This window comes from Aurantiacibacter gangjinensis (assembly GCF_001886695.1).
Lineage (GTDB): Bacteria > Pseudomonadota > Alphaproteobacteria > Sphingomonadales > Sphingomonadaceae > Alteraurantiacibacter > Alteraurantiacibacter gangjinensis.
In genome coordinates, this window is sequence record NZ_CP018097.1 from 2,081,718 (window position 1) to 2,108,605 (window position 26,888).

The following is a 26,888-nucleotide window of genomic DNA, read 5'->3' on the forward strand; positions in this document are numbered from 1 at the left end:
CAGCGCCTAATCGCGCTGGCTGACAGCGCCATTCGCAAAGGCCCATCGCATGAGCACCGACATTTCCCCACTTCGTATTCCGGATGAGGCGAAGGAGCGCATCCGCATCTTGTTCATGGCCAAGCACGCGCTTTGGGGCGGCGGCATGCATCCTGAGGATGGCAACCACGCCATCTATCACCATGAAGTGCGCACTTCGCTGGAAGAGCTCGGCCTCAACCTGCAATTCGCCAATAGCTACGATGTGCTGTTTACGCGCCCGCAGGTGGATTTCGTGTTCCCGCTGCTCAATCGCGGCGGCTTCGTGAATTCGGAAATGCTGGTGCCCACGCTCTGCAACATGCATCGCCTTCCCTATGTCGGTGCCATGCCGTTCCTGCGCGGATTGGGCGACGATAAGTCGGTGTCGAAGCTGGTGTGCGACCATGCCGGCGTGCCGACCGCACCATGGTTCTGCTATCGCCGTGGTGCGCCCGTGCTGGAGAAAGACCTTCCGCCATCCGATGCAGGCCGCTGGGTCATCAAGCCCAATGCCTCCTCCGCCAGCTGGGGCATTTCGGACGCGCATGAGTGGCAGGGCGTGGTGAACGCCGTTGCCGATATCCACGGTCAGGGCCACGACGCCATCGTGGAGCCCTATCTCGATGGATATGACGTGCAATGTGCCTTCATCACCATCGACGGCGAGCCCGTGGCGCTGCCCATGCTGTGGTATGAGCGCGAGGACACGCAGAAGCTGTGGACCTATTACGAGAAGCGCGATCTTGTGCAAAACACCGAGAAGGCAGCGCTGAAAGCATTCGATCACCCTGACTTCGCGCCGAAGATCGAAGAGATGGCCAAGCGGGTCGCACAGGAATTCGTGCCGTTCGATTACGGTCGCATCGAATTCCGCGTCGACCTGAATAAGGGCGACATCAATTTCATCGAGATCAATCTCAACTGCAATCTTTGGTCGGAAAAGGTGATGGCGAAATCTGCGGCGAAAGCCGGTTTCAGCCATGGCGATCTGCTCGAGACGATCCTCGCCGAAGCGTGGCGACGCAACGGGTTGATCGCTGCCTAGAGGCTTCGGCCCCGGGATAGGCTGCGCGCTAATCCGGTATGCGCTCGCCCTTCCAGTCGAAGACGTTGCCACTGTCCTGTGGTGTCAGTCCGCCCAGAACTCCGATTAGGTTCGCCGCCGCATCCTCCGGCTCGGTCAGCTGGCCGTAAGGTAGGCTGGACTGGAAAGGCTTCGACAATTCGCTGTCCACTGTGCCCGGATGAAGCCCCACGATCACGGATTGCTTGTGCGTACGGCCCATTTCGATGGCGAAATTGCGGATCAGCATGTTGAGCGCCGCCTTGCTGGCACGATAGCTGTGCCATCCGCCGAGGCGATTGTCGCCGATGGAGCCGACGCGCGCAGAGAGCGCGGCGAAGGTCGATGGCTTGTCGCGCGGCATGATGGGCAGCATATGTTTTGCGATGAGCGCAGGGCCGATGGTGTTGAGATACAGCACGCGGGCCATGGCTTCGGCGTCGATCTGCTTGAGGCTGCGCTCCGGCCCGGTGCCGTCCGCCAGCGTCAGCACGCCGGTTGCGGCGATAACCAGTTCGGGCGGATCGTCGCGCATCGTTTCGGCGGCGGCGGCGATGGAGGCCTCGTCGTCCAGATCGAACCGGAACCCGCTTATCTGATCGTGCGAAGGATGCTCGCCGGAACGCGAACCTGCGCGCACCTGCCAGCCCTCGCCCGCCAGATGCCGGACCAGCGCCGCGCCGATCCCGCCACTCGCGCCGAAAATTGCCGCTTTCCTAATCATCATCCGCCTCTCTAGGCCGCTCGAATGACGACCGGAACCCGCCTTTTCGACCACCTTTCCAGCACCGCCAAGCGCGCTCGCAGCTTTTCCTCGTCAGGACAGTGCTCCAGGTGCTCCAGGTTAGCGCCGATTTGCGCACCTTCGCCCAAGGTCTGCCTTGCCCTTGCGCACAGGGGCGCTAGATAGGCTGCAAACGCTTACAGGAACTCCGCATCATGGCCACCTTCACGCTTCCCAAGAACAGCCGCATCCGCAAGGACGGGCAGGTCCACAAGGCTGAAGGCGCGGCGCGGACCAAGACGTTCCGTATCTATCGCTACGATCCCGATAGCGGCGCCAATCCGCGCTACGACACGTTCGAGATCGACCTCGACGCTTGCGGCCCGATGGTGCTGGATGCCCTGTTCAAGATCAAGAACGAGATCGACCCGACGCTGACCTTCCGCCGCTCGTGCCGGGAGGGGATTTGCGGGTCGTGCTCCATGAACCTCAACGGCAAGAACGGCCTCGCCTGCACCACCGCCATCGAAGACCTGTCGGGCGACATTCGCATCACGCCGCTGCCGCATATGGAGGTCATCAAGGACCTGGTGCCGGACTTCACGCACTTCTACGCGCAATATGCCAGCATCCGCCCCTGGCTGCAGACCGTCTCCACCACGCCATCGGGCAAGGAGCGGCTGCAATCGCCGGAGCAGCGCGAGAAGCTGGATGGTCTCTACGAATGCATCCTGTGCGCCTGCTGCTCCACCGCCTGCCCCAGCTATTGGTGGAATAGCGACAAGTTCCTCGGCCCTGCCATCCTGCTGCAGGCCTATCGCTGGCTGGCCGACAGCCGCGACGAGATGACGGGTGAGCGGCTGGACGATCTGGAAGATCCCTTCCGCCTCTATCGCTGCCATACGATCATGAACTGCGCCAATGTCTGCCCCAAGGGCCTCTCGCCCGCCAAGGCCATTGCCGAGATCAAGAAGATGCAGGTGGAGAAAGCCATCTGACGGGGCTTCTCGCCCGCTACGAGCGGCTGATCGCCGCCGGAGAGCTACGTCCAGATCCCGACCAGCGCCGCGCGGCAGAACGGCTCGACGGCTTGCAGCGCGAGCTGGAGGCCGAGGAAGGCGGCGGCCTGCTTGGCCAGCTCTTCGGTCGCAAGAAGGCGCGGCCGCAGGGCGTTTACATGTGGGGCGGCGTGGGCCGGGGAAAGTCCATGCTGATGGACCTCTTCCACGCCTCGCTCGGCATAGAGGAAAAGCGCCGAGCGCACTTCCACGCTTTCATGCAGGATGTCCACGCCCGGCTGCGCGATGCGAGGAAGAGCGAGAGCGGCGATCCCATCCCGGTGGTGGCGGAAGCGATTGCAGGCAACCTGAAGGTGCTCGCCTTCGACGAGATGGTGGTAAACAACTCCGCCGATGCCATGATCATGAGCCGGCTGTTCACCCAGCTGATCTGCGAACACGGCATTGCCGTCGTCACCACCAGCAACCGCCCTCCCCGCGATCTCTACAAGGACGGGCTGAGCCGCGACCTGTTCATGCCCTTCATCGAGTTGATCGAAGCCGAGATGGATGTCGTGCCGCTGGATGGCCCGACCGATTACCGCATGGAGCGCATTGGCGGGCTGGACACCTGGCACACCCCCCTAGGCGATGCAGCGACGCAGGAAGTGACCGAAGCCTTCTTCCGCCTGACGGACTACCCGCCCGAAGACCGCGAGCATGTGCCGAGCGCCGAACTGGATGTGGGCGGCGGGCGTACGCTGCATGTGCCCAAGGCGCTGAAAGGCGTCGCCGTGTTCAGCTTCAAGCGGCTCTGCGGCCAGCCTCGCGGCGCGCCGGACTATCTCGCCATCGCGCACGCCTATCACACCGTCATCCTCGTCGGCGTTCCGAAAATGGGCAAGGATATGCGTAACGAGGCGGCGCGCTTCATCACGCTGATCGATGCCCTGTACGAGAACCGCGTAAAGCTGTTCGCCACCGCCGATGCAGAGCCGGAAGAGCTGTATCCCGCAGGCGACGGATCGTTCGAATTCCAGCGCACCGTCAGCCGCCTGAAGGAAATGCAGAGCAGCGAATACATGGCGCTGGGCCATGGCGCCGATGGCTAGGTAATGCCGAGCCGCGCCAGCGAGCGGTCGAGCATCACAAGCTGCCAGAGCAGCCTGCCATGGTCGGACCGGCCCGCAATATGCGCTTCCGCCAGCTCGGCCAGACGGGCGTTGTCAAACCATCCGGTCCGCGCCAGCATAGCGCTTTTCGCAATACCGCGCGCCTTGCCCGCCAGCGGCCCGCGCAGCCATTCCGATACCGGCGTGACGAAACCTTGCTTGGGCCTGTAGAGGATGTCGTTCGGTAGATAGCGCCCCATGGCCGTCTTCAGCAGCCACTTGCCCTGCATCCCCTTCACCCGCAGGCCTTCCGGCAGGCAGGCGGCGAATTCGACGAGGCGATGATCCAGCAGCGGCTCGCGCGCTTCGAGGCTGACGGCCATGCTGGTGCGATCCACCTTGGTGAGGATATCGCCCGGAAGCCAGAACTTGAGGTCGGCATATTGCGCCCGGTCCAGGCCGGAGCGCGCAGGTGCCTTCGCCATCAGCTCCACAAAAGGATCCTCGGCGCGGTACTCGCCAAGCTGCGCCGCAAAGGCATTGCTATAGAGCGCGCCGCGCCATTCGGACGGTACAACGGCGAGCGCGCGGGCATAGCCATGCGCTCCCGATCCGGCGAGCGATTGCAATGTGGTCTTGGCGCGGAGCGGGCGCGGCGCCCAGTCGGCCTTGGGATAGACCCGCCCGAGCGGCCCCAGTACCTTCTCTCGCACCGCATTCGGAATGAGCCGCCGCGCTTGCTCCTCGCGGTGGTGGAAGACCTGTCGCCGGTAGCCCGCCATGGCTTCGTCCGCCCCATCACCGGAGAGCGCGATGGTCACATTCTCGCGCGCCAACTGGCACACGCGCCATGTCGGCAGTGCGGAGGCATCGGCAAAGGGCTCGTCGAACATGCCCGCGACCGTGTCGATGGCGTCGAACTGGTCAGCGCTGACGGTGTGCGCGCTGTGATCGGTGCCGAATAGCGCCGCGACCTTCTCGGCGTGACTCGTCTCGTCCGCTTCGGCCACATCGAAACCGATGGAGAAGGTGCTGACCGGTCGGCGGCTGGCCTCGGCCATGAAAGCGACAACTGTGGAACTGTCGACGCCGCCCGAAAGGAACGCGCCCAACGGCACGTCGGCGACCATCCGGCTGGTCACTGCCTCTTGCAAATGGTGCAGCAGTTCCGCTTCCAGATCGCGCGGCTTGGCAGCACTGCGTTCCGCAAACGACACATCCCAATATTGCTGCGGCTCGGGCACGCCGCCGTCATGGCGCAGGGTGAGCGTATGCCCCGCCGGTAGCTTCTTCACCCCGCGCAATATCGAGCGATGGTCGGGCACATAGCCCCACGCCAGGTAATCCTCGATGGCCTTGGGATCGACTTCCCGCCGCATCAGCGGATGGGCGAGCAAGCCCTTCAACTCGGATGCGAACGCCACCGATCCATCGGACAGTTCGCAATAGAACAGCGGCTTTACGCCCAGTCTGTCCCGCGCGAGGAAAAGCTCGCGGCGGCCCTGGTCGTAAATGGCGAAGGCAAACATGCCGTTCAGCCGGCGGACGCAATCAGGCCCCCACCGCTCCCACGCTTCGAGGATGACTTCGGTGTCGCCTTCGGTCTGGAAGGTCGCGCCGTATTCGGTCAGCTCGCGGCGTAGTTCACGATAATTGTAAATCTCGCCATTGAAGATGACGATGCTGCGCCCGCTGAAGGATGCCATGGGCTGCGGTGAGCCTTCGACATCGATCACCGAAAGTCGGCGGTGGCCCAGCCCCACACCCGGCCCTGTCCAGACCCCTGCGCCGTCCGGCCCGCGATGGGCGAGCACGCCGGTCATCCGTTCGACCCGCAAAGGATCGACCGGCTTGATGGTGCCGCAATGGAAAAGTCCCGCAATCCCGCACATGCGCGCTGGCGTTAATCCAGCCCGGCGATGGCGTCCATCCATTCCGGAAGAGGCGCGGTGGATTGGCGGAAATCGGCGAGCACCGCCTCGGCTTCCTGCGTAGGCGTATCCTCGGCGGAAAGGATCAGCATGGCGGTGGGTTGCGGCGTGCCGAGGAGGCGATCGGCCATGTTGCGCAGCTTCAACTGTGCGCGGCTGCGGCCTGTCCAGTCGCCATGCCGGAACATCGTTTGCGCCACGCGCTGCTGCGTGCCGAGTGCCTGCAATCGTTCGCCAATGCTGCCCTCGGGCGCGGAGGCGTCGGATAGCCAGCGCCATTCGGTATCGGGCGGCAGGGCGCCTTCACCGAATGCACCGGCCTCGCGTCCATCCTCCTGCGCGCCGTAGAGCGCGTATAACACATCGATCACCCTGCCCTCGACATCCGTATAGCTGCCGATCACTGTTTGATCGGCACCTGCGATGGCCGGACGCCACGGGTAAGTCTGGACCGGGCCGGACCTTTGCCATCCTTCGACTTGTGGCAGGTCGATAGATGGCGGCAATTCCGCCTCGACGCTGCGGGCGCGGTCGGACCACAGGACGAATAGCAGCGCTATGCCAGCGATGGCGGCGACGATCGGCCACGAATTGCCATTCGCCCGCTCCATCGCGGTGGGCCAGCGGAGAGCAGCGATCTCATCGGCGTCGATGAAGTCGTCCTCCACCCCGCGGTCGAAAAAGCGCCAGCCCAGTGCCAGCAATGCCGCCATCACCAGTGCGAAGAATATCCAGCCATAGAAGATGTGATCGAAACCTGCCGCAAAGGCGATCCCCTGCGATTGCGCGATATAGATCGTGCCCCAAGCGCGCACGCCATTGGCGAGGATCGGCAGCGCGATGGCCACCGCCATGAAAGCGATCCTCCGCACCCATGATCGGAAGCAGACATGCGCTACCAGTGTGCCAAGCGCGACCATCGCAATAAGGAACTTCACGCCGGAACAGGCCTCCGCGACCTCGAACAGCCCGGCAGGCGTATCGATGAACACGCCGTCGATCAGCGCCGGGATGCCGCTCCATTCGGTCAGCGCGATGGTGATATGCGCGGTGATCATTTGCAGCGCGGGCACCAATTCGTCGCCCAGCGGAACGAGGAAGAAGCCGTACGCCAATGGGAACAGCAGCGCCCATGCGATGCGGGGGCCCAGCAGCGTCACGACCGCGCTCTGCATGGCTGCGATCACGCCCAGCTGGCTTGCCGTCGCTGTGCCGGAGATGTCGCCAAGCAACCAGAGGAAGAGGCTGCCCGTGAGTGGTACCAGACCAGGCCTCCACGCCTGCGGCGTCAGTTTCGCCAGCTGCGGCGCGCGCTGCCAGACAAGCCAGGCGAGCATCGCCGGGACCAGCAGGATGTGGTTATAGGTGGAACTGTCCCACCACTGCTCCGCCATAGCCGCCCAGTCCGCAGCAAACAGCGCAAACATGCCCGCCCAAACCAGCGCCAGCTGCGCCAAGGGCAAGCGCCATTGCGGCGCGATCCGCTCCGTGACTGAGGCACGGCGCAAGGTCGCGACGTCAGGCTGCATCACGCTCGGCGGGCGTTCCCGCGCCCGATATGATTTGCGGCAGGTCGGCCAGCATTGCCGGCCAGCTCATCGTCTGGAAGACATGGCTGCGTGCCAACGAACCGAGGGCTTTCGCCTTTGCCGGGTTATTGGCGAGATCGACGATAGCCGCGGCAAAGGCGGCGTCGTCGCCGGCGATGCAGATGTGTTTATTATGCTGCGCGTCGATCCCCGTGGCAGCTTCCGGCGAGACGATAGTCGGGCGCTCCATCGCGATGGCCTCCAGCACCTTGTTCTGGACACCGCGCGCGATGGTGAGCGGAGCGACGACCATATCCGCCGCTGCGAGCCACGGCTTTACGTCGGCAACTTCGCCTACGACCTGCGTACCGTTGACGCCATGGAGTGCTTGGACAGCGCTCGTCGGCGCGCGTCCTACGATGTGGAACTGCACGCCGGGAAGGCTCTTTCGCACAAGCGGCATGATCCGGCGCGTCATGCGCTCGACCGCTTGAATGTTGGGTGCGTAATCCATCTGTCCGGTAAAGACGAGATGGGGGCGGTCGTCTGCATCCAGTGCAATTGGCGTCAACGCAGCCGGGTCGAACGCTTCGCAATCGATGCCGTTGCGAAGCGCGCGAATGTCGCCGAAAGCGTCGGTCCGCCCTCGCAAGAGGTCTGCCTCGGCTTCGCTGACCAAAAGAGTCACGTCGGCTCTGCGCACTAAGTCGCTTTCCACCGCGCGCAAGAGACGCCCCTCGCGTCGGTCGATCCAGCTGCGTGGCCCTCTGCGCTCCGAGCCATAGGCTTCGAACTTCGCACTATCGACATCGACGAGGTCCACGATCAGACGGCCCGGCCAGTCCGTTGGCACATATTGCGCCATCTGGCCCGAGAACACGTAGATCGCAGCGATATCGTGCGCGGCGAGCACTTCCCGCACCCAGTCGGAAAGCCGCGTCGAATGGAACGCGGCCACGCTCACCGGCACGCCGCGCAACATCGCTTCTGCTCCGGACAGCGGCAGCGGCTTGCTGCGCTTCGGCATGCAGATGGACGCGGCGAACTGTTCAAGCTTTGGCAGCTGCGCGACATCGTCATCGGTCTCGGCAAGGCACCCGACATGGACCGGCGCTAGTTCCGAGAGAGCCTCCAGGATGTTGAACGAGCGGATTTTGTCACCGCGATCGGGCGGAAAAGGCGTGCGATGGCACAGGAAGAGGATGTCCCCTTTCATCCCAGCCCCCGCGCGATGATCGGGCCGAGCCGGTTGGCGACTGGCAGAGGCAGCTTCTTCCATAGCGCGACGCGCGATTGGTGCGCGGCGCTGGTCGGATCGGCATCGCGTGCCTCGTGCCCGGGCGCAGTCCAGCTGGCATAGGAGAGCGGCTGCGGGTCGAAACCCCAGTTCTTCTTGAAATGATACGCGCCGCTGCCGGTTTTGCTGCGCCCGAAATCGAAGCGATCGCAGCCGCGCCCTCGGGCATGTCGCATCAGCTCGAAATACATGCGGTCATTCGCGCGAAGGTTTCGCGCTGCCCATGTCCCGCCGCCCCAATAGGGCATGACGGCGCCATCGTGGTATAGTGACAGCACGCTCGCCACTGGGTCTTCGCCATCCCACACGGTCAGGATATCGCTGTCGAGCGCGTCGAGCACCGCGTCGAAAAGGCTGCGCGGGAAGACTGGCGTGCCCAGATTGCGAACGCTTGCGGCGTAAACATCGTAATGTGCGAACCTGTCGCGCTCCGTTGTGCCGGTCGTGACCACCACATCGGCGCGCAGCCCCTTGCGGATTTCGGCGCGCTGCTTGCGCGGGATTGCCTGTAATTGCGCTTCATCGTCGGCCTGCAGTGGAGCCACGAAACCGCAATGGCTGTCTTGGCGCACATGCCAGTCCTCGCCAGCCTCTCCGCCGCGCAGTTCGACTGTGGGGCAGGAAAGCCGAATGGCGAGTTCCTTCGCCGCATCGGTAAGCTCACGTGCGACCGCTATATCGCCGGCAAGCACGCCGCCTTCCACGGCAAAGCCGGTAGATGCCAGCATTCGTCCGAAAATCGGGGAATGGACTTCGGTAAGCGGAAGCCATCCGATAATCGCGCCCGCTTTCTCCGCCAGCAGCCCGCGCGCTTTCTGCCCGGTGCCGGTCTCTACCGCGCGTAGCCAGGCCGGACGATGGAACACGCTGCCCTTGCGCTGGGTCACGAATGCCTCGATCCGCGCCGCCTCGTCCGGTTCGCGCAAATCGACCATCCGCACCTGCTTGCTCAACAGGGCGAAAGGTGCGTTCACGGCTGGAGCGCCTTTTCCGCCCGCAATCGCATCGCCTCTCGCTGGGCGATCACATCCATGCGGCCCCAGCGAAACTCGCCCAGCAACTGCGCGAGCTTGCCGCCCATGCGGCTGAGATTGGTGTAATGGCGCAGGCGCGATTTGAGCGGCGCCCCCGCCACGCGCGGCTGGCCGGGATCGACTTCCCACGGGTGGAAATAGAAGACGGCAGGGCGCTCGTCGGTGCGGTTGACCTGCCGGATCGCCCAGCGGCTGAAGGCATAGGGCAGCACGCGGAAGAACCCGCCGCCACCTGCTGCCAAGCGCTTGCCGCGGAACATCGCGGTGGTGACGGGCAATTCGATCAGATCGCTTTGCAGCAGCGGCTTGAAAGCGAAGCGCGGCGCCTCCTCCCAACCGTAATGGTCATGCGCAATCGGCGCGACGCTGGAGGAATAGGCATAGCCCTGCTCTGCCAGCACGTCGAAGGCCCATGGTGTGCGGGCGTCGATGGAAAAGCTGGGTGCGCGATAGCCGATCACTTGTGCGCCGGTCGCATCTTCCAAGGTCTTGCGGGTGCGGGCAATGTCCTCGGCAAACGCAGCGGCATCCATTCGGAAGACGCGCTCATGGTCCCAGCCATGGCTGGCAATTTCGTGGCCGCGATTGGCGATCTCGCGGAGCAGGCCGCCATGCCGCTTTGCCACCCAGCCCAGTGTGAAGAAGGTCGCCTTGCAGCGCGCTTCGTCGAACATATCGAGGATGGTGTGGACATTGTGATGGACGCGGTCGTCCAGCATGCCCCACTGGTCACGCTCGATCACATCCTCGAACGCGCCGACATGGAACCAGTCTTCCACATCGACGGAAAGACCGTTGATGATCGGCGCGGTGCGCTGCTCCATCGGCTGGTGGTTGATCGCATTCACCGCGAGAAGCCTCCTCAGGCAGCCTTGCTGGAATCCATCTCGCTTTCGATCCAGTCGATCAGCATGGTCAGCGTCTGGCGAATGGAGCGTTCCTGCTCGAAGCTCTTGGCTTCGACCCGCGCCAGCTGGGCGCGTAGGGTCTCGATTTCAGGATTGACGGCATCGGCAATGGCGGCATCGCGCTGCTCGGCAATCTCGACGATGGCCTGCTGCAATTCTGCGATCTGCGCGTCACGCTCGGCCAGCGCATCCTTCAGCATGTCCACATCGACGCGCGGCGTGGTGGGTATGGCCTTCACCGGCTCATATTCCCGCTCCGTCTTCGGCATGGGCTTGGGCGCCGCTTCGGGGAAGGCGCGCTCCGCATCCATTTCGGCGAGCACGTTTTGCAGCATTGCGGCATCGATCCGCGTGCGTTCTTCGACCGCTCCCAGCAACAGCAAGCGATTGGCTATTTGGTTGACACGGCGCGGAATGCCGCCGCTGGCTTCGAACAGTTCGGCGAATACGCGCTGGTCGAATGCCGGATTGCCATCCCAGCCCACTTTTTTCAGGCGGTGCGTGATGTAAGGCTCGATCTCGCCCTTCTGCATTGGCTCCAGATGGTGCGCAGCAATCACGCGCTGGCGCAGCTGTTCCAGGCCTTCATGGCCTTGCAGGGTGGCGCGGAATTCCGGCTGGCCCAGCAGTAGCGTCTGCAGCAGCGGGTGATTGCCGAGCTGGAAGTTCGACAGCATCCGCAGCTCTTCCAGCGCCTCGACAGAGAGATTTTGCGATTCGTCCACCACCAGCAGGCAGCGGCGGCCTTCGCGCGCTTCGTCATGCAGGAAGCTTTCGATCTCGGTCAGCGCGGTGGCCTTGTCATGGCCCTCGATATCGATGCCGAAAGCGCCGGCGACGACGTGGATAATCTCTTCCTCGTCCAGCTTGCTGGTCACGATCTGGGCGACGGTCACCTGATCGACGCTCAGGCTCTGCATCATGTGCGCTACCAGCGTGGATTTGCCCGCGCCCACCTCGCCCGTGATGACGATGAAGCCCTCTCCCTGCGCGAGGCCATAACCAAGGTATGACAGCGCCTTGCGGTGAGTGATCGAGCGGAAATAGAATTCCGGATCGGGGGTGAGCTGGAAGGGTTTACCCGTCAGGCCGTAGAAATTGTCGAACATGGTTCTCAGGTCTCCTGTCTGACCGGATCAGTCGAAAGTGTAGCGCAGGCCCAACAGGGCGGATGCGGCAGTGTAATCGGGAAGAAGGTCGCGGCTGATGCCGTCGAGCCCGACGGCCGCGGTGCCGGTGAGGCCGCGCCAGATATTGCGGTTGTATGCGAGCGAGGCGGAATAACCCATGCCGTCGCCAAGATCGCCCTCGGTGTCGTACCAGCTGGCCGATGCACCGAGGAAAAGCGAGCTCTGGCGGTCGAGTTCGCGCGCGACATTGCCCGCGAGGTAGAAGGTCTCGTCGATCGTGCCGTCGACGTCTGCGAGGATCGTGTCAGCCCCGCCAAGGAAGCTGCGCCGGTCATATCCTGCGCCAAAGCCAAACGAGGTGCGACCGCGCGAAAGCGCGTAGCTGGCTGCCACCCCGCGATTGCGGAAAACGGCGGAACGCAGCGAACTTAGACGCGCGAGCGCGCAATTGTTGTCGCCATCGGTGCCGATCACGCAGCCGCCCAGATCGCCGGAAATGGGATTGCGCACGCCCACGAAATCGGTGCCGAGATCGGCGATGGCACCCGTCAGCTGGCCGCCGAAAGCGTTGATGTTGTCGTAGACGTTTACGCCGAGGCTGGAATTGGGCGACGGCGCGTAGCTGAAGGTGCCGTAATAGGTCGTCGACCCGTAGCGGCGACCTACGACGGCTGTCAGCGATGTGCGACGGCTGGGCCGCCACATCACGCCTGCATCCCAGATGAGGCCGTCGGTGTCATAAGACAGGGTGCGCGGGGCGCTGTCATCAGTGACGAAACGCCCGTCATCGCCGCGAACAGGCTCGCCGTTCACGTCGCGCAGCACATCGCGGTTGGACACCTCGACATCCTCGTAACCGACGCCGCCGACCAGCGCGAGCGTGGGCGATACCGGCACGGTTACATCGGCGCGCACGAAGCGATCATCCACCCGCTGGTCGAGATTGGAAATGTCCTGACGGTTCCATCCGACGCCGACGCCAAGGCCGACCGGGGCCACGGTGTTCGGCGCTAAGCCTACCCGTGCGCCCAAGCGGTGGGTTGTGCTCTCGTCGAAGATATCGACGGGTTCCTCACCCGGAGCGAGCACCAGCGCATCGGGCGATTCCACGCGGGTATAGCCAAGCTGGTAGGAGCCGCTGATCTGCACCGGGCCTTCGCGCGTTTGCACGGATGGGCCGGCATAGATTGAATAGATCTGGCTGGTCGCATCGTCATCCGCGCCGAATGCGCCGATGGAGGCAAAACCGTTTCCTTCGACGCGGGTGCGGGCTGCAAGAGCACCCGCTTCCAGCGTCACGCTGTTGCGCGCCAGCGCCAGCGATCCGCGCGCAATGCCTGAAATCGTATCGGCATCGACGGAGTCGCCATAACCGATGCGCCGCTCGTATCGTACGGATACCGAGCCCTGGCTGTAACGGCCACTGGCGAAGGCATCGACGCCTGCGGCCAGCTGGGTGTAGGTCACCACATCGTCGAGCGGCTCGAACTGCGCGGTGACGACCTGCGCGGCTTCGAGATAGGGCGCGATCAGCGTGCCGCTGCGGCCTTCCGAACGCTCGGTCTCGTCATCCCGCTCAGGGCCGCCTGCTTGCGCGAGCGCGTGCGAAGGCAACAGCATGGCCGCCATGGCAAAGGTGGCTGTCAAGCTAAGTCGGCGCATGGTCAGGCCTCCTCCCCGTAATAGGCGCCGAAGCGGCGGCCGCTGGGGCTGAAATGCGCTGCGTTGAGCAGCAGTTTGAGATCGGGGCAGGCCGAAAGCAGCGTCAGCGCATCTTCCAGCGCGGTCTGTCCGGTGCGGTCGGCACGGGCGACGACGATGGCCTGACCCACGTGGTTGGCGAGCTCTGCCGCAGGCGATGCAGCAAGCGCAGGCGGGCTGTCGAAAATGACGATGCGATTGGGCGCAGCGCGCGTCAGACGGTCCAGCACCTCTGCCGTGCGATGGCTGGCGAGGAACTCGCTGTCGGCTGTCGTGTGGTCACCGGCGGGAAGCACGTAAAGGCCCGCAACATCGGTTTTCAGAACGCAATCCTCGACATTAAGGTCGTCGCGGGCGAGCACATCCATGAAGCCCGGCCCCTTGGGCAGACCGAGCATGCGCAGCAAGCTCGGCTTGGCGAAATCGGCGTCGACCAGCAGCACTTCGCTGTCGCGTTCCGCTGCGAGGGCGAGCGCGAGGTTGGCCGCGCAATAGCTCTTGCCTTCATTGGGCAGCGGCGAGCTGACGAGCACACGCTGCGCCATCGCGCCGGAGCCTTTTTCGCGCGCCTTGCGCACCGAGGCCAGCACGCGGCGCTTCACGATGCGGAATTCTTCCAGCAGCGCGGTGACCTGTCCTTCGGGCTGGATCAGGCCGTGGGCGGTCAGCATGTCGCGGTCGATTTCGTGAATGTCGTCAGAAAAGGCGACATCTTCGTAGACCGGTTCGGCCTGTTCCTCGCGCACAGCAGCCGGGACCGCATTGTCGGCACCGGCGGCAGGCGGAGGCGGCATGTCCTTCACACGCTTCTTGCAGCGGCGATTGGTTGGCGGGGAAAGCTCGCTCGGCACCGGCGCAGGCGTATATCCGCCAAGCCCGAACATGCTCTCCGCACGCTCCAGCAGCGTCTTGGGCGGATCGGGAAGTTTGCGATGCTCTGTCATGCCGATCCCCTCATGCCACCGAGGTGCGCTGGAAAATTTCCACGCCCATCAGGATGACGAACATCACGCCAAGGCCCCCGACCCCGGCTGCGAAATATTTGAGGCGCTTGGCGCGCAGCTCGCGGCCTGCCTCGGTAAAGGTGTGCGAAATTGTGCCGATCACCGGCAGGCCGAAATTGCGCTCCAGCTGGCTGGCTGTCGCATAGGTGGATCCCAGCTTGCTCAGCGCAAAAGCAACGCCTGCGCCGGTGCCAAGGCCCAGAAGCAGTACACCAAACAGCAGGATCGGACGGTTGGGCGCGGCGGGCAAGCGCGGCGTAGCCGGCGGATCGATCACCTCGAACTGGATGGCGCTGTTCTCGTTCTCCAGCTGCCCGCGCAGGCGAAGCTGCTCGCGGTCTTGCAGCAATTCGTCATATTGCTCGCGCAGAACTTCGTAGTCGCGGCTGATACGCTGGGCCTCGGCAGCAACGCCGGGCTCCTGCGCCTGGCTTGCCGTGATCGAGGCAATCTCGGAGCGCAGGGCCGCCGCGCGCGATTGCAGCGATTGCACGTTCGATTGCCGCTCGAGCCGCATGGACTGGAGCGAGGTGTAGGCTGGATTGGGCTGGCCGCCCATTTCCGCACCGCCGCCTGCCTGCACTTGCTCCCGCAACGCTGCCACGGTGCGCTGTGCCGCCACGACATCGGGATGCTCTGACGTGAGACCACGCGCACGCATGGCCGAAAGATTCGCCTCGGCCTGCGCCAGCGAAGCGCGCGGGTTTCCGCCGGCGCCCGGCACAATGATGGTGCGCGGCGTGCTCTGGATCTGGCCATCGAGGCCAGCGAGCGCATTCTGCGCCGCGGCCAAGTCCGCTTCCACGCTACGCAATTCGGACCGCGTTGCGGCAAGCTGCGATGCGATCGCCTGCGCCCCGCCAATCAGTTCGGGATACTCGGCCTCGAAGGCGAGACGACGTTCTTCGGCAGTGGCCAGTTCACCCTCCCGGTCCGCCAGCTGCTGGTTGAGGAACTCGATGGAGCCCTGCATTTCCTCGCGAGCACCGCCGAGGTTTTCCTCCCGGAAAATATCAATCATCCGCTGCGCGATGGTTTGCGCCAGCTCCGCGTTCTCGCCATCCGAAAGGTCGCCTCGCGCACTGGTAGCGGTAATCTCGAAGATATTCTCGCCCTCGCTGACGACGGCGATGTCTTCGCTCAGCCGCTCGACGGCAGCTTCCATGTCGGTGGGCGTGCTGACGGTGTCGCCGATACGCGTCGAGCGTACGATGCTCTGGAGGTTGTCGAAGCTGACCAGCGTCTGCCGGATACGGTCGATATCACGGGCGCGGCTGCCTGCGCCGATACCCAGCTGCTCGGAAAGCACATCGTCGAGCTGCACGAAAATGCGGGTCTCGCTCTGGTAGCTGTTCGGAATGAGTGCCACCACAAGCCAGCCCAGCAGGCAGGTCGCCCAGGCGACGCCCAGCGCCAGCCAGCGACGGTTCCAGACCGCCCAGACTCCCGCCCGGATTTCTTCGAGAAGCTGGTTCAATGCGCCGCCCCTGCCCTAGAACATGCTCTCAGGGATGATGATGACATCGCCCGGGCTCAGCATGACATTCGCATCGCTGTCTCCGCGGCGCAGCAGGTCGTTCAGGCGCAGCGAATATTCGCGCTGCGAGCCGCTCTGGCGATCGAAGCGGATGAGCTTGGCACGATTTCCTGCGGCAAATTCGGACAGGCCGCCCACCGCGATCATCGCATCCAGCACAGTCATGTTTGCGCGGTACGGCAGGGAAGCGGGCTGCTCGGTCGCTCCGACGATACGGATTTGCTGGCTGAAAGTGCCGTTGAACTCGTTCACGATAACCGTGACGAGCGGCTCCTCGATATATTGCGACAGCTGCAGGCGAATGTCCTCCGCCAGCATGGTCGGCGTCTTGCCGACGGCGGGCATGTCGGACACCAGCGGCGTGGTGATGCGGCCATCCGGGCGCACCTGTACGGACGCACCGAGCTCGTCATTGCGCCAGACATGGATGGTCAGCTGGTCGAGCGGTCCGATAATATATTCCTCGCCCGGCTCTTCCTGCATGGCGACGAAGCGTGCCGGCTCCAGCTGCGGCCCTGTGCTGCCCGCGCAGGCGGACACGGCTAGGGCAAGGCCTGCCGCAGCAAGCAATTTTCGGGCTGGCAATTTGATACGCATTCATGCGTCCTTCGCGAATGGTCGGGCGGTCGCTGCCGCAGCCTCATTTGCCGCAGATGCAATCCACCCTTTGGATCCGAAGTGGCTTCTCGCGAAAAAGGGTGAACAATGCGTTAGTCTTGACCTCCAAAACCGCTGTTTTGGTGGGTTTTGTGAAGTGCTGTCCCGGAACGGGACGGAAAGCTGCGTCTTATGTCAGACCAGCATTTCCAGCGCCGGGCCTTGCCCAAGGAAGGCAGCGGGCGACGCGCTGGCGCCATAGGCTCCGGCGCAGAAGACCGCCACCAGATCGCCGATCTCTGCGCGCGGCAGGTGCGCGTCATCCGCCAGACGGTCGAGCGGGGTGCACAGGCAGCCGACGACATTCACCACTTCCTCCGGCTCCGCATCGAAGCGGTTGGCAATGGCCACGGGGTAATTCCTGCGCACCACCGTGCCGAAATTCCCCGATGCAGCCAGTTGGTGATGCAAGCCGCCATCGGTGACGAGATAGGTCGTGCCATGGCTCACCTTCCGGTCGACGATGCGGGTGAGATAAACCCCTGCCTCGCCGACGAGGTAACGGCCCAGCTCCATGGCGAATTGGGTTTCGGCAAGATTGGCGGGAAGGCTGGTGAATCGCTCGCGCAGCGCAGCGCCGACCGCTTCGATCTCCAGCGGCGTGTCTTTGGCGAAATACGGTATGCCAAATCCGCCGCCCATATTTAGATGCGAGAGGTCTATACCGACTTCGCCAGCCAGTCGCGACGCAAGATCGAGTGTCTGCGCCTGGGATTCGATGATGGCATCGGCGTCCAGGGCCTGGCTGCCGGAATAGATATGGAAACCGCGCCAATCGGCACCCGCCTCCAGCAATCTTCGGGTCAGCGCCGGAACGCGCTCTGCATCCACGCCAAACGGCTTTGCGCCGCCGCCCATTTTCATGCCGGAACCGCGAAGCTCGAAATCCGGATTGACCCGAATGGCGAGGCGCGGCGTGACCTTAAGCAGGCGTGCCGCCTCCAGCGCCCTTTCCGCCTCGCCTTCGGATTCAAGGTTCAGCGTCACGCCTGCGCGGATGGCAGCACGCAATTCCTCGTCTCGCTTGCCGGGACCGGCGAAACTGATTTCTCGCGGCAGATAGCCAGCTTCGCGCGCCTGCTGCAATTCGCCCTGCGATGCGATATCCAACCCGTCGACGAGATCTGCGATGAATTCGAGAAGCGGTCCGTAAGGGTTTGCCTTCATGGCGTAATGTATCGAAAGACGCTCCGGCATGGCAGCGCGCAATGCCTCGATCCGTTCAGCGATCATGTCGCGCGAATACACGAATAGCGGGGTGTCGTCCGCTTGGTCGATAAGCGCGCTGGCGGTGCTACCGCCGATAACGAGCTCGCCATCGCGCGCCGTGAAACCGGCAGGGATTGGACCGAGGGGTTTCACGAAGCTTCCCTCACCAGTTTGCTGCGGTCGATCTTTCCATTGGGGTTGAGCGGCATGGCGTCTACCCATCGCACATCCTGCGGTTGCATGAAATTGGGCAAGTCGCGGCGCAAGGCGGCGCGCAAAGCCTCGTCATCACCCTCCCCGCACACGACAAGGTGGATGGCGTGGCCGAGCCGCGCATCGGGAACGCCGAAAGCAACGGCCTGCTCCACCAGACCGGTGGCGAGTACAACCTCCTCGATCTCCTGCGGGCTGATGCGATTGCCCGCGCTCTTGATCATCGCGTCGCTGCGTCCGACGAAATAGAGCAGGCCATCATCGGCACGGCGGACGGTATCGCCCGACCAGACCGCCGTTCCACCAAATTCAGATGCTGCGGGTGCTGGCTTGAAGCGCTCTGCTGTGCGTTCTGCGTCCTGCCAGTAGCCCTGTGCGACCAAAGGTCCGCAGTGGACGAGCTCTCCTTGGGGCGCGACCTCGCCGCCTTCATCGACCACCAAGATTTCCGCGAACGGTATGGCGCGGCCAATCGATGTCGGATGCGTATCGATCAACGCCGGATCGAGATAGGTCGAGCGGAACGCCTCGGTCAGGCCGTACATGGCAAAAAGCCGAGCATCCGGGAAAAGTCCACGCAGATCGCGGACAAGATCGGTGGTGAGCGCGCCGCCGCTATTGGTCAGCCGCCGCATGGAAGCGGTCGCCTCTTCCGGCCATTCCTGGTCGACCAATTGCACCCAGAGCGGCGGCACGGCAGCGAGGGTGGTGATTTCATGCCTGCCACACGCTTTGATGACGTCGCGCGGCGTCAAATAATCCAGCGGCACCACGCTGCCCCCGGCATACCAGGTCGAGAGAAGCTGGTTCTGGCCGTAATCGAAGCTGAGCGGCAGCACGGCAAGCGCCACGTCGTCGCTCTCGAGGCCGAGATAATGCGCCACGCTGACCGCGCCCAGCCACAGATTGGCGTGGCTGAGCATCACGCCTTTCGGCCTGCCGGTGGAACCGCTGGTGTAGAGAATGGCGCTCAGCGCATCGGGATCGGCCTGCGACGAGGTATCTAGCGGTTCGGCATTGCGCGCGGCCGCCAGCATTTCGCTTTCGTCAATCACCGGGCAGGACGCGTCGCCCTCCTTCAGCGAAGCGACACGGCCTGCATTGGCCACAAGCAGGCTCGCGCCGCTATCGTCCAGAATGTGCTTCACCTGCCCCCGCTTCAGCAGCGGATTGACCGGCACATGCACCAGACCGGCGCGCGCAGCGGCGAGCGGCATGAGGCAGGTCAGCTCGCCCTTCCCCGCCCAGCTTGCCACGCGCGAACCTCTCTCGGGCACATTTGCGGCCAGCCACCCCGCCATTTGCGCCACACGCGATCTTAAGTCCTTCCAGCTAAGCGTTTCGCCGCGTAGGACGAGCGCCGCATCCTCGTCAGCCCCGCGCATGGCGAGGTGATCGAGCGGATAGGGCGTGGGGTCTGGCGAAACGGGCATCGTGCTCCGGCAGGGGCAAAGGCAAGGACAGGGCGGCAGTGACGGCGATCAGCTATCACGACACGGTTAAGGATTGCACTGACCCTGTCTATTGGGGCGATGGCCCATTTTCCAGACATGGCTGGTTCGAATTGCTGGAAAAGGCGGGGCATCTGCCATTCCTCGCAATGGTGCGCGACGATGAGGATACACTCCTCCTCCCACTTGAGCGCGAAGACGATACTCTCGCTCCGCTCACAAACTGGTACGTCTTCACCTGGTCACCGATTGGCGAAATACGGCTGATCGCGCCGCTGGTCCAGGACCTTGTCGGTCGGGCAGATCGCTTCGCGTTTCGCAAATTGCCCGAAGAGGACGGCGTGACGAAGCTGCTGGCCGAGGCGTTCGCCGATGCAGGCTGGTTCACCGATCTGCGCCGCGATGACGTGAACCATATCCTTCCCCTGGCTGGCCGCAACTACGACGAATATCTCGCCTCACGTCCCGGCCCACTCCGCAGCACCATCAAGCGCAAGGCGGCCCGGTTGGATGTCACTGTTTGCGACCGGTTCAATGCGGAGGACTGGGCTGCGTACGAAGTGATATACTCCGCCAGCTGGAAGCCTCACGAAGGTGACCCCGCTCTACTGCGTGCTTTCGCCATTATGGAAAGCGATGCCGGCCGCTACCGCTTCGCTATCGCTCGCCATGAGGGCAGGCCCGTCGCCGCGCAATTCTGGACGGTCGACGGTGGCACCGCATACATCCACAAGCTCGCGCACCGTCGCGACGCGGATAGCCTGTCTCCCGGCACGGTGCTGACAGCAGCGCTGATGAAGCAGGTCATCGACCTAGATGCCGTAGAAATGGTGGATTTCGGCACCGGCGACGATGCCTATAAGCGCGACTGGATGGAGCAGACCCGCACCCGCTGGTCGCTCACCTGTGTTAACCCGCGGGCGCCGCGCAATTGGCCGCGCATTGCCAAGGCGCGCGCCGCCAAGCTTGTCTACGGAACGCGCGATGGCTAGGGGGCGGCTATGGAGACCAATCTTCCCGCCACCACCGAGCAGGCGAGCGAGACCGATCTCGTGCTGCGGCAAGTCCTCTCCGACGTGCTGGGCCTCTCGCCCGACCGCGTGGCTGCACTGGGGAGCGACACCGGCCTGTTCGGCCACCTGCCCGAACTGGACTCCATGGCCGTCGCCGGATTGCTCACCGAACTGGAAGACCGGCTCGACATCCTTATCGAGGACGACGATGTCGATGGTGAAATGCTGGAAACCTATGGCGGCCTGCTGTCCTTCCTCAACGAAAAGCGTGCAGAGACCCCTGCCGGCTGACGCTGCATGCTGACCGGTACATGGCCAGCACCATCGGGCACGCAGGAATACGCCGTGTGGTTCGACGAGGATCGCGAGAAACGCCTGCTGATCGTGCCCGCCCTCTTCGACGAGGCGAACAAGCTGCGGCGTTTCACCGTCGACACGATGCGCGCGCTCGATGGGCTTGGGGTGGACAGTTTCCTGCCCGATTTGCCGGGCACAAATGAGAGCCTCGCAGCGCTTGCGAAGCAAGATCTGGAAAGCTGGCGAGCGGCAATGTCTGCGTCGGCAGAGCATTTTCGCGCCACGCATGTGCTGGCATTGAGGGGCGGAGCGCTTTGCGTCGATACCTCCCTGCCCAGCGCGCACTACGCGCCGGTGGCGGGCAGCAAGATTGCGCGAAACCTGCTGCGCGGGCATCTGATAGGAGAGCGCGAGGCGGGGCGGGACATGGGTCAGGATGAGGCCGTACAACAGGCGTTTACTGATGGCCTGCGGATGGGTGGGTACGATTGTTCTGCCAGCATGTGGCGCGGTATCGACGCCGCCTTGCCCGGCAACGCGCAGAGGATCTTCGAACAAGCGGAGCTGGACGGCCCTGCCCTTTGGCTTAGATCGGAACCCGAGGCAGCGCCGAGCCAGTCCGCGCGCCTTGCCAAGCTTGTAGCAGAATGGCTCGCATGACCCGTCGCTTCCTCTCTTTCACCTGCGAAGGCGCCATCTTACAGGCGACGCTAGACGAAGCGCCCGGACCTGTCGGGTTGCTTATCGTCAGCGGCGGTAACGAGATACGCAGCGGGGCATTTGGCGGCCAAGCCGATCTTGCCAAGGCAATGCAGGCGTGCGGCTACAGCGTCATGCGCTTCGACAGGCGCGGGATCGGGGATAGCGGCGGAGAGAATGGCGGGTTCCAAGGCTCCGCGCCCGACATTCGTGCCGCCATCGCAGCTTTTCGCGACGAGTGTCCCGCCCTCAGTCGCGTCGTAGCCTACGGCAATTGCGATGCTGCGAGCGCGCTGATGCTATCGGGCGGAGCAGGCTGCGACGGCGTTGTGCTGAGCAATCCGTGGCCCTTCGAGGCCGATGGAGAAACTGGCACTCCGCCAGCAGTGGCGCGTGCGCGCTATGCCGAACGGTTTCGGCAACCCCGCGCGCTAGGTCGCTTCGCATCGGGCGGCAAAATTTTGGCCCGCCTCTTCAAGGCCCTCCGCGCCTCGGTAGGTTCGGCACCTGCGCCATCACGGTTGATGCGCGACATGGAAAGCGCGCTGGACGATTTCGGAGGTGAGACAACAATCTTAATCTCGAGCCTCGACCGCACGGGACAGGCTTTCAATGCAGACTGGCGCGGCGATGGCCATATTGTGACGGTCGACGGAGCGGATCATGCCTTTTCGGGTCGCGAAGCACGCGCCCAACTCTACGACGCTATCGGGTCAGCCCTTCACGAACAGGCTCGCCAACTCGACATGGGTTGACCAGCGGAACTGGCCGACGGGCCGCAGCTCTTCCAGCGAATAGCCCGCCTCTTTCAATTGCACGCAGTCGCGCGCCCAGCTGGATGGGTTGCAGCTGATATAGACGACGCGCGCAACCTCGCTTTTCGCGACCTGCTCTACCTGTGTCCGCGCACCCGCACGTGGCGGATCGAGTACCACGCCATCGAAGCCCGCCAATTCCTCTGCGCGAACAGGGTTGCGGAACAGATCGCGATGGCTTGCTTCCACCGGCAATCCGGCGCGCGAGGCTGCGGCGCGGCATGCATTGATCGCGGCGGCGTCGGCCTCCGCAGCAAGAACCTGGCTGTTTCCGACCAGTGAGAGCGCAAAGGTGCCGAGGCCGGAAAACAGGTCGGCAACGCGGGCGCTGCCAGAAAGCCATTCGCGCGCCGCCCCCACCAGCGCGGCTTCGCCGTGATCGGTCGCTTGCAGGAAAGCGCCTGATGGGAAAGAAACGGGCGCGCCGCCCAGCGTGACGGTGACCGGCTCCGGCTCCCAAAACCCCTCCGCGCCGTAGCCTGCGTCCATGGTTAGCCGGGCAAGGCCCTGTTCGCGGGCGAAATCCAGCAGGCCCTCGGTTTCCTCCAGTCCATCCGGCATGAAACCCGACAGGCCAAGATCGACACCCTGATCGACCTTCGTCATCTCAATACCGATCGCGTACTTGCCGCGCAGACGCTTCAGGTAATCGCGCAGCGGCTGAACCAGCGCGAAAAGGTCCGGATGCAAGACAGGGCACTCCTGCATGTCCACCACGCGATGCGAACCGCCTTCGGTGAAGCCGGTCAGCGGGCGTCCGCCGCCATTGATGGCCTTGAGCGATGCCCGGCGACGCGACCGGGGCGGCGACATGGCAGGTTCCGCGACTTTCGCCGGTTCCAGCCCGTGCGACTGTGCCGCATGCACGACGCGACCCCGCACGAAGTCCGACAGCGCGGCGTCATCGACATGCTGCAACTGGCAGGCACCGCATTTGCCGAAGTGGCGGCACGGTGGCTGCTGATAGTGCGATCCGCGCTGGAGTGTGCCGTCCGCGAGCAGCATATCGCCCGGCGCAGCGCCTTTCACGTGCTGGCCGTCAGCCGTAATGCCATCGCCCTTTGCGGCGAGGCGGACGATTTCTCTGGGTTCGCTCACAGGAAGCGCGCGTAGGCGAGCGATACATGGTGGGCAAGGTCGCTTGCCGAGAAAGCTGGTCCGGCGAGGCGCGCGGCCTCGGAATGGATATGCACCGCCTGCTGTGCGGCACTCGCAGCACTTTCACTTGTCGCCATGCGGCTTGCGGCGATGCCGGCCAGGACATCGCCTGTGCCTGCCGTACTGAGCCAGGCGGAGGCAGGAGGGAAGAAACGGATGCCATCGTCGCCGACGAGGATATTGTCAGCGCCCTTTGCGAGGATAGTCATGCCGGATTTCTCATGCAGCGCCCTCGCCCGAGACAGTTTGTCGTTTTCCTTGACGCCGAAGGTATCGCAAAGCGTTGCCAGCTCGCCCTCATGCGGAGTGCAAAGCAGCCGCGACGCGTCGCCTTCCAGCATTTCAGGCGTCAGAAGCGTCAGCGCATCCGCATCCAGGATCGTCGGGAGGTTTCGCCGCAGGACCGCGCGCAACAGTCGCTCGGCATCGTCCGACCGGCCCAGTCCGGGTCCGACCAGTATGGCATCGATCCGCTCGTCCGCCATTGCCGCATCGAGGCCTTCGCTGCGATGCACGACTTCGATGGGCAGCCCTTCCGGTCGCTTATTGCTGGACAGCGCCACATAGCCGGCCCCCGCGTGAAGCGCGGCCTGCCCCGCCAACACCGTCGCACCGGGCATTGCGCCGCCGACGATCAGTACCATGCCGCGCGAATATTTATGCGCGTCCGATACCGGGGCGGTGAGCGAAATGCGCTCCGACAGACGCGCCGCCGCGTCGGCCTCACCAATGCCAATATCCACCAGGACGCGGCGCCCCATCTTGGCCGAGGACGGCATCAGCCAATGCGACGGTTTCCACGCCCCCAAAGCGATCGTGCAACCATAATTCGGCAGCCCGTCATTCAGAGGCTGGCCGCTATCGCTTTCCACACCGCTTGGCATGTCCACCGCGACGCGTTTGTCGTACTGCCCTGCCAAGTGCGCCAGCTGTGCCGCTAAATCATCGGAAAGCGGGCGCGACAGGCCCGTTCCGAACAGGCAATCGACCAATACGTGCCCATGCGCATTTGCAACCGGCGACCCGCCCCATGCCTTCGCCGCGGCGATGGCAGCTTCGGTCGCAGGCTCCATGGGCGCGACCACGGACACGTCCACGCCGCGCTCCGCCAGTGAGCGGGCGATGACATAACCGTCGCCGCCATTATTCCCCGGGCCGCATAGAACGGTGACGCTGCGCCCGCCCGACAGCCGCCACACCCAGTCCGCGGCGCCAACTCCGGCGCGCGCCATCAGGCTGTGTTCCGTTTCGCCGCGCTCCATCAACCGCTGCTCGGCAGCGCGCATTTGCGCTGCGGTGAGGACCTGACTGCCCGGCGCCGGCACTACTCGGCGACCGGCAGGCGGTATCGATCCGATCCCACGCGGATTTCGACATAGCCATCGTGATTGGTGACATCCGCCACCTGCGCGCCGTCGGCGGTCACGATACCGCGCCCCGGCACGCCGAGGTCGAAACGGCGAAACGCACCGTCGGGATGGCGGACAATCACCGTATTGCCGTCCTCGCTGCGGTGCCGCTCCATCGTGCATTCGGGTGCGAAGCCAGCGCCGCCATTCAGCGCGCATTCCACCGCGGGACCATCGGGCGGAAGGCCGTCGCCCGGCTCCCCGCAAGCGGCAAGCGAGGCGGTGAGAAGTAACGCACTAAATATCCGCATAGATGTGGGTCTCGCTGGCAGCGCCGGGATGGGTCGTCGCGCCTTTTAGGGCCGGACCGACATTTTGCGCAAATCGCCACAGCGCGCCGGACTGGTAATCGTGCTGGCGCGCTTTCCATTTCGTCCGGCGCTGGTCGAGCACGCTCTGGTCTACTTCGAGGTCGATTGACCCGCGCTCGGCGTCGATCGCAATCGTATCGCCATCCTCTACCAGCGCGATTGGCCCGCCCGCTGCCGCCTCGGGCCCGACATGGCCGATGCAAAAGCCCCGCGTCGCGCCGGAGAAGCGGCCATCGGTGATCAGCGCCACCTTCTCGCCCATGCCCTGCCCATACAGTGCGGCGGTGGTGGAGAGCATCTCACGCATGCCGGGGCCGCCTTTCGGCCCTTCATAGCGGATCACAATGACGCTGCCCTCGGCGATATCGCGCGCTTCGACAGCGGCGAAAGCATCTTCCTCGCAGTCGAAAACACGCGCCTTTCCAGTGAATTGCAACCGCTTCATGCCAGCGACTTTCACGATTGCTCCATCCGGCGCGAGTGAACCTTTCAGTCCGACGACGCCGCCCGTCGGGGTGATTGGCGTCCTGATATCGTAGATGACCTTTTGGTCCGGGTTCCACGTGATCTCGTCGATATTCTCGCCCAGCGTTTTGCCCGTCACCGTCATCGGTTCGGGATCGAGGAAGCCGCCATCCAGCATCGTTTTCATCAGCATATAAACGCCGCCTGCCTCATGCATGTCCTTGGCGACATACTTCCCACCGGGCTTCAGGTCCGCAATGTAAGGTGTTGATTTAAATATCTCCGCGACGGCAAACAGGTCGAAATCGATCCCACATTCACTGGCCATGGCCGGCAAATGCAGCGCGGCATTGGTCGAGCCGCCCGTCGCCGCCACGACGCGCGCGGCATTCTCGAATGCGGCGCGCGTGCAGATATCGCGCGGGCGGATATTGCTGGCGAGCAATTCCATCACCTGCTTGCCTGCGGACACGGCGATTTCCTCCCGGCTGCGATAAGGCGCAGGGGCCATATTTGAATTTGGCAGGGAGAGACCGATCGCCTCGCCTACGCAAGCCATGGTGTTGGCGGTGAACTGCCCGCCGCATGCGCCGTGACCGGGGCAGGCGACCTTCTCCAGAGCAATCAATTCCTGCAAAGGACAGTTTCCCGCTGCGTGCTGCCCTACGGCCTCGAACACGTCGACGACCGTCACATCCTCTCCTTTGTAGGTGCCCGGCAGGATCGACCCGCCATAGACGAAGATTGAAGGGACATTCAGGCGCAGCATCGCCATCATCATGCCAGGCAGGCTCTTGTCGCATCCGGCAAAGGTGACGAGCGCATCATAGCAATGCCCGCGCACGGAAAGCTCAACGCAGTCAGCGATCACCTCCCGGCTGACGAGCGAGCTTTTCATGCCCTGATGGCCCATGGCGATGCCATCGGTCACGGTGATTGTGTTAAAACGGCGCGGCATGCCGCCGCCTTCCTCCACGCCGCGGCGACATATATCGGCCTGCGCATTCAGCGTGGTGTTGCAGGGCGCGCTGTCATTCCCCGCCGAGGCGATGCCGACGAACGGGCGAGCGATATCCTCCTCGGACAGGCCCATTGCGTAATAATATGACCGATGTGGCGCTCTTTCGGGTCCAACCGAAACGTGGCGGCTGGGCAATTTGGACTTATCGAACCGATTCATGCGAAAATCCCTTCGCAAACCG

Annotated in this window: 24 protein-coding genes; 7 read left to right on the forward strand and 17 right to left on the reverse strand. The window is 63.9% G+C overall.

What is annotated here, in order from left to right:
* Positions 1–49: 49 nt before the first annotated feature.
* Positions 50–1,066, forward strand: coding sequence for a D-alanine--D-alanine ligase family protein (locus tag BMF35_RS10200; RefSeq protein ID WP_047005848.1), 1,017 nt, complete (start codon positions 50–52; stop codon positions 1,064–1,066).
* A 28-nt stretch (positions 1,067–1,094) separates the two neighbouring features.
* On the opposite strand, the gene BMF35_RS10205 is transcribed toward BMF35_RS10200, so the two are convergent.
* A complete protein-coding gene (locus BMF35_RS10205; protein ID WP_047006511.1) occupies positions 1,095–1,808 on the reverse strand; it encodes an SDR family NAD(P)-dependent oxidoreductase in 714 nt (237 codons plus the stop codon).
* A gap of 215 nt (positions 1,809–2,023) precedes the next feature.
* Here BMF35_RS10205 and BMF35_RS10210 point away from each other — a divergent pair, with 215 nt between their 5' ends.
* The gene (locus BMF35_RS10210; RefSeq protein ID WP_047005849.1) at positions 2,024–2,806 is read left to right on the forward strand and encodes a succinate dehydrogenase iron-sulfur subunit; all 783 of its coding nucleotides are present in this window, start codon (positions 2,024–2,026) and stop codon (positions 2,804–2,806) included.
* Positions 2,803–3,918 carry a cell division protein ZapE gene (gene zapE / locus BMF35_RS10215; RefSeq protein ID WP_047005850.1) on the forward strand — a complete coding sequence of 372 codons (1,116 nt, stop codon included), beginning with the start codon at positions 2,803–2,805 and terminating at the stop codon, positions 3,916–3,918. The genes BMF35_RS10210 and zapE overlap by 4 nt, the downstream gene beginning before the upstream one ends.
* On the opposite strand, the gene BMF35_RS10220 is transcribed toward zapE, so the two are convergent.
* The 12 genes from BMF35_RS10220 to BMF35_RS10275 all read right to left on the reverse strand — a co-directional run bounded on the left by BMF35_RS10220 (position 3,915) and on the right by BMF35_RS10275 (position 19,501).
* The gene (locus BMF35_RS10220) at positions 3,915–5,810 is read right to left on the reverse strand and encodes an XrtA/PEP-CTERM system amidotransferase (protein ID WP_047005851.1); all 1,896 of its coding nucleotides are present in this window, start codon (positions 5,808–5,810) and stop codon (positions 3,915–3,917) included. The genes zapE and BMF35_RS10220 overlap by 4 nt on opposite strands.
* Before the next feature lie 11 nt (positions 5,811–5,821).
* A complete protein-coding gene (gene xrtA, locus BMF35_RS10225) occupies positions 5,822–7,378 on the reverse strand; it encodes an exosortase A (RefSeq protein WP_047005852.1) in 1,557 nt (518 codons plus the stop codon).
* On the reverse strand, positions 7,368–8,594 hold the full coding sequence (locus BMF35_RS10230) for a TIGR03087 family PEP-CTERM/XrtA system glycosyltransferase (RefSeq protein ID WP_047005853.1): 1,227 nt from the start codon (positions 8,592–8,594) through the stop codon (positions 7,368–7,370). Before BMF35_RS10230 ends, xrtA begins: the two co-directional genes overlap by 11 nt.
* Positions 8,591–9,649 carry a FemAB family XrtA/PEP-CTERM system-associated protein gene (locus BMF35_RS10235; protein WP_047005854.1) on the reverse strand — a complete coding sequence of 353 codons (1,059 nt, stop codon included), beginning with the start codon at positions 9,647–9,649 and terminating at the stop codon, positions 8,591–8,593. Before BMF35_RS10235 ends, BMF35_RS10230 begins: the two co-directional genes overlap by 4 nt.
* The gene (locus tag BMF35_RS10240) at positions 9,646–10,533 is read right to left on the reverse strand and encodes an XrtA system polysaccharide deacetylase (protein ID WP_047006512.1); all 888 of its coding nucleotides are present in this window, start codon (positions 10,531–10,533) and stop codon (positions 9,646–9,648) included. Before BMF35_RS10240 ends, BMF35_RS10235 begins: the two co-directional genes overlap by 4 nt.
* A 38-nt stretch (positions 10,534–10,571) precedes the next feature.
* Positions 10,572–11,726, reverse strand: a complete 1,155-nt coding sequence (locus BMF35_RS10245) for an XrtA/PEP-CTERM system-associated ATPase (protein WP_047005855.1) — start codon at positions 11,724–11,726, stop codon at positions 10,572–10,574.
* Positions 11,727–11,753: 27 nt separating this feature from the next.
* Positions 11,754–13,409 carry a hypothetical protein gene (locus tag BMF35_RS10250; protein WP_047005856.1) on the reverse strand — a complete coding sequence of 552 codons (1,656 nt, stop codon included), beginning with the start codon at positions 13,407–13,409 and terminating at the stop codon, positions 11,754–11,756.
* A 2-nt stretch (positions 13,410–13,411) separates the two neighbouring features.
* Positions 13,412–14,392 carry an AAA family ATPase gene (locus BMF35_RS10255; RefSeq protein WP_047005857.1) on the reverse strand — a complete coding sequence of 327 codons (981 nt, stop codon included), beginning with the start codon at positions 14,390–14,392 and terminating at the stop codon, positions 13,412–13,414.
* A gap of 10 nt (positions 14,393–14,402) precedes the next feature.
* Complete coding sequence (locus BMF35_RS10260) at positions 14,403–15,929, reverse strand: XrtA system polysaccharide chain length determinant (RefSeq protein WP_047005858.1); 1,527 nt, start codon at positions 15,927–15,929, stop codon at positions 14,403–14,405.
* 15 nt (positions 15,930–15,944) lie between these two features.
* Complete coding sequence (locus tag BMF35_RS10265) at positions 15,945–16,586, reverse strand: XrtA/PEP-CTERM system exopolysaccharide export protein (protein WP_047005859.1); 642 nt, start codon at positions 16,584–16,586, stop codon at positions 15,945–15,947.
* A gap of 195 nt (positions 16,587–16,781) precedes the next feature.
* Positions 16,782–18,008: a pyridoxal-dependent decarboxylase, exosortase A system-associated gene (locus BMF35_RS10270; RefSeq protein WP_047005860.1), complete on the reverse strand. Its 1,227-nt coding sequence runs from the start codon at positions 18,006–18,008 to the stop codon at positions 16,782–16,784.
* Positions 18,005–19,501 (reverse strand): acyl-CoA ligase (AMP-forming), exosortase A system-associated, encoded by a 1,497-nt coding sequence (locus BMF35_RS10275; RefSeq protein WP_047005861.1) that lies wholly within the window; start codon positions 19,499–19,501, stop codon positions 18,005–18,007. Before BMF35_RS10275 ends, BMF35_RS10270 begins: the two co-directional genes overlap by 4 nt.
* 38 nt (positions 19,502–19,539) lie before the next feature.
* Between BMF35_RS10275 and BMF35_RS10280 the strand changes: the two genes are divergently transcribed.
* The 4 genes from BMF35_RS10280 to BMF35_RS10295 are packed head-to-tail and all read left to right on the forward strand — an operon-like array spanning position 19,540 to position 22,283.
* Positions 19,540–20,511: a GNAT family N-acetyltransferase gene (locus tag BMF35_RS10280; RefSeq protein WP_052765912.1), complete on the forward strand. Its 972-nt coding sequence runs from the start codon at positions 19,540–19,542 to the stop codon at positions 20,509–20,511.
* 9 nt (positions 20,512–20,520) lie between these two features.
* The gene (locus BMF35_RS10285) at positions 20,521–20,823 is read left to right on the forward strand and encodes an acyl carrier protein (RefSeq protein WP_047005862.1); all 303 of its coding nucleotides are present in this window, start codon (positions 20,521–20,523) and stop codon (positions 20,821–20,823) included.
* 6 nt (positions 20,824–20,829) lie between these two features.
* Complete coding sequence (locus BMF35_RS10290) at positions 20,830–21,489, forward strand: alpha/beta hydrolase family protein (protein ID WP_047005863.1); 660 nt, start codon at positions 20,830–20,832, stop codon at positions 21,487–21,489.
* Positions 21,486–22,283 carry a hydrolase 1, exosortase A system-associated gene (locus BMF35_RS10295; protein WP_047005864.1) on the forward strand — a complete coding sequence of 266 codons (798 nt, stop codon included), beginning with the start codon at positions 21,486–21,488 and terminating at the stop codon, positions 22,281–22,283. The genes BMF35_RS10290 and BMF35_RS10295 overlap by 4 nt, the downstream gene beginning before the upstream one ends.
* Here BMF35_RS10295 and BMF35_RS10300 read toward each other — a convergent pair.
* From BMF35_RS10300 to ilvD, 4 genes are read right to left on the reverse strand one after another with little or no spacing between them, the layout of a single operon-like run.
* Entirely contained in the window at positions 22,242–23,441 is a 1,200-nt protein-coding gene (locus tag BMF35_RS10300) for a class I SAM-dependent RNA methyltransferase (protein ID WP_047005865.1), read from the reverse strand. The two genes, BMF35_RS10295 and BMF35_RS10300, sit on opposite strands and share 42 nt — an antisense overlap.
* Entirely contained in the window at positions 23,438–24,826 is a 1,389-nt protein-coding gene (locus tag BMF35_RS10305; RefSeq protein ID WP_071961206.1) for a bifunctional ADP-dependent NAD(P)H-hydrate dehydratase/NAD(P)H-hydrate epimerase, read from the reverse strand. Before BMF35_RS10305 ends, BMF35_RS10300 begins: the two co-directional genes overlap by 4 nt.
* Positions 24,826–25,161: a hypothetical protein gene (locus tag BMF35_RS13655; protein ID WP_047005866.1), complete on the reverse strand. Its 336-nt coding sequence runs from the start codon at positions 25,159–25,161 to the stop codon at positions 24,826–24,828. The genes BMF35_RS10305 and BMF35_RS13655 overlap by 1 nt, the downstream gene beginning before the upstream one ends.
* Positions 25,148–26,866 carry a dihydroxy-acid dehydratase gene (gene ilvD, locus BMF35_RS10315; RefSeq protein ID WP_047005867.1) on the reverse strand — a complete coding sequence of 573 codons (1,719 nt, stop codon included), beginning with the start codon at positions 26,864–26,866 and terminating at the stop codon, positions 25,148–25,150. Before ilvD ends, BMF35_RS13655 begins: the two co-directional genes overlap by 14 nt.
* Positions 26,867–26,888 lie beyond the last annotated feature (22 nt).

Coding starts and splice junctions, on each gene's coding strand:
- BMF35_RS10200 (WP_047005848.1), top strand. CDS start 50: ATGAGCACCGACATTTCCCCACTTCGTATTCCGGATGAGGCGAAGGAG.
- BMF35_RS10205 (WP_047006511.1), bottom strand. CDS start 1,808: ATGATTAGGAAAGCGGCAATTTTCGGCGCGAGTGGCGGGATCGGCGCG.
- BMF35_RS10210 (WP_047005849.1), top strand. CDS start 2,024: ATGGCCACCTTCACGCTTCCCAAGAACAGCCGCATCCGCAAGGACGGG.
- BMF35_RS10220 (WP_047005851.1), bottom strand. CDS start 5,810: ATGTGCGGGATTGCGGGACTTTTCCATTGCGGCACCATCAAGCCGGTC.
- xrtA (WP_047005852.1), bottom strand. CDS start 7,378: ATGCAGCCTGACGTCGCGACCTTGCGCCGTGCCTCAGTCACGGAGCGG.
- BMF35_RS10230 (WP_047005853.1), bottom strand. CDS start 8,594: ATGAAAGGGGACATCCTCTTCCTGTGCCATCGCACGCCTTTTCCGCCC.
- BMF35_RS10240 (WP_047006512.1), bottom strand. CDS start 10,533: ATGGAGCAGCGCACCGCGCCGATCATCAACGGTCTTTCCGTCGATGTG.
- BMF35_RS10245 (WP_047005855.1), bottom strand. CDS start 11,726: ATGTTCGACAATTTCTACGGCCTGACGGGTAAACCCTTCCAGCTCACC.
- BMF35_RS10250 (WP_047005856.1), bottom strand. CDS start 13,409: ATGCGCCGACTTAGCTTGACAGCCACCTTTGCCATGGCGGCCATGCTG.
- BMF35_RS10255 (WP_047005857.1), bottom strand. CDS start 14,392: ATGACAGAGCATCGCAAACTTCCCGATCCGCCCAAGACGCTGCTGGAG.
- BMF35_RS10265 (WP_047005859.1), bottom strand. CDS start 16,586: ATGCGTATCAAATTGCCAGCCCGAAAATTGCTTGCTGCGGCAGGCCTT.
- BMF35_RS10275 (WP_047005861.1), bottom strand. CDS start 19,501: ATGCCCGTTTCGCCAGACCCCACGCCCTATCCGCTCGATCACCTCGCC.
- BMF35_RS10285 (WP_047005862.1), top strand. CDS start 20,521: ATGGAGACCAATCTTCCCGCCACCACCGAGCAGGCGAGCGAGACCGAT.
- BMF35_RS10290 (WP_047005863.1), top strand. CDS start 20,830: ATGCTGACCGGTACATGGCCAGCACCATCGGGCACGCAGGAATACGCC.
- BMF35_RS10295 (WP_047005864.1), top strand. CDS start 21,486: ATGACCCGTCGCTTCCTCTCTTTCACCTGCGAAGGCGCCATCTTACAG.
- BMF35_RS13655 (WP_047005866.1), bottom strand. CDS start 25,161: ATGCGGATATTTAGTGCGTTACTTCTCACCGCCTCGCTTGCCGCTTGC.
- ilvD (WP_047005867.1), bottom strand. CDS start 26,866: ATGAATCGGTTCGATAAGTCCAAATTGCCCAGCCGCCACGTTTCGGTT.